The sequence below is a fragment of the Arenimonas sp. genome (genome assembly GCF_019459675.1).
Classification (GTDB): Bacteria; Pseudomonadota; Gammaproteobacteria; order Xanthomonadales; family Xanthomonadaceae; genus Arenimonas.
Genome location: NZ_JAIBFH010000184.1, coordinates 1 through 1,593, shown reverse-complemented (window position 1 = coordinate 1,593; position 1,593 = coordinate 1). Strand labels below are relative to the sequence as shown.

General features: G+C 73.6%; 1 protein-coding gene. It reads left to right on the top strand.

What is annotated here, in order from left to right:
* Nucleotides 1-116: 116 nt before the first annotated feature.
* Nucleotides 117-1,593, top strand: a 1,477-nt coding sequence (locus tag K0M70_RS06455) for an AsmA-like C-terminal region-containing protein (protein WP_290780790.1), incomplete at its 3' end; no start/stop codon positions are given.

Below are 1,593 nucleotides of genomic sequence, written 5' to 3'. Positions count from 1 at the left end.
GGCAGCCGCCGGGGGCCGGCCTCCCCGCGGGGGGGGCGGGCCGCCGCGAGGGGCGGCGCCCGCGGCGGGGGCCCCCGCCGCGGGCCGGCGCGCCGGCGCCGCCGGCGCGGCTGGACGTGCAGTCCACCCTGGTGGGCACGGCCATCACGCTGCCGGCGCCGCTGGGCAAGGACGCCGCTACGCCGCTGCCGCTGTCGCTGCAGGCGCCGCTGCCGGTGGGCAAGGGCGAGGTTGCGCTGGACCTGGGCCAGCTGATGCGGCTGCGCGGCCGCATGGGCGCCGGCAGCGACATGACCGGCCTGATCCAGTTCGGCGGCGGGCCCCTGGCGCCGCTGCCGGCCGAAGGGCTGGTGGCGCTGGGCAGCAGCGGCACGCTGGATGCCGCCGGCTGGATCGCCTTCGCCGCCAAGGGTGACGGCACCGGCGGCCTGCGCGCCGTGGACCTGCGCGTGGCGCAGCTTGGCCTGCTGGGCTCCACCTTCCCCGACACGCGGCTGCGGCTGCAGCGCGCGACCGACCATACCGAGGTGTTGCTCACCGGCGCGGCCATCGAAGGCAATGTGCGCATCCCGACCGATCTCGACCTGGGCGTGCAGGGGCAGTTCGAACGCCTGCACTGGCCCGATAAACCGCCGCCGCCCGAGGTGGCCGCCACCGAAGTAGTGGCCGCGCCCGACGTCGAAGAGGCGCCCGGTCAGGACCCCAGGGCCCTGCCTGCGCTGCGTTTTTCCGTGAAGGACCTGCGCATGGGTGCGTTGGCCCTGGGCGAGGCCCAGCTGCAGGCCACGCCGGTGGCCAACGGCCTGCGCGTGGACCGCTTCACCACGCGCGCCGCCGCCATGCAGCTCACCGCCAGCGGCGACTGGCTGCGCGCGGGCGAGGGCAGAAGCCGCTCGCGTTTCGACGTGGACTTCGCGGCCGGCAGCCTGGGTGAACTGCTGGCGGCGTTCGGCCTGGCCGGCGTGGTCGAGGACGGCGAAACCAAGGGCAAGCTGCAGGGCAGCTGGCGCGGATCGCCGGGCGAATTCGCGCTGGCGCGTTTCGACGGCCGGCTGCGTGTTGACGTCGGCGAAGGCCAGTTGCTCGACGTCGAACCCGGTGGCGGCGGACGCGTGCTGGGCCTGATCAGCCTGGCCGAGATCCCGCGCCGTTTGAGCCTGGATTTCAGCGACTTCTTCGAGAAGGGGTTCGGCTTCAACACCATGGGTGGCGAGTTCGTGTTCGCCGACGGCAGCGCCAGCACCGACCTGCTGCTGATCAACGGTCCGGCGGCCGAGATCCGCGTCAGCGGCTCCACCGACCTGCGCCTGCAGCGCTACGACCAGCGCATCGAAGTGCTGCCCAAGGCCGGCGGCGCGCTGCCGGTGCTGGGCGCGCTGGCCGGCGGCCCGGTGGGCGCGGCGGTGGGCGCGGTGGCGCAGGCCGTGCTGCAGAAGCCGCTCAAGCAGGCCGCGCGCACCGTTTACAGCGTCAGCGGCCCCTGGAAGGAGCCCAAAGTGGTGGAGATAGAGAAAGGCCCACCGCCGGCCGGCGGCAAAGCCCCGGCCATAAGATTTCTGCAAACGCCCCAAAATAAAACAGACCCACTAAAAC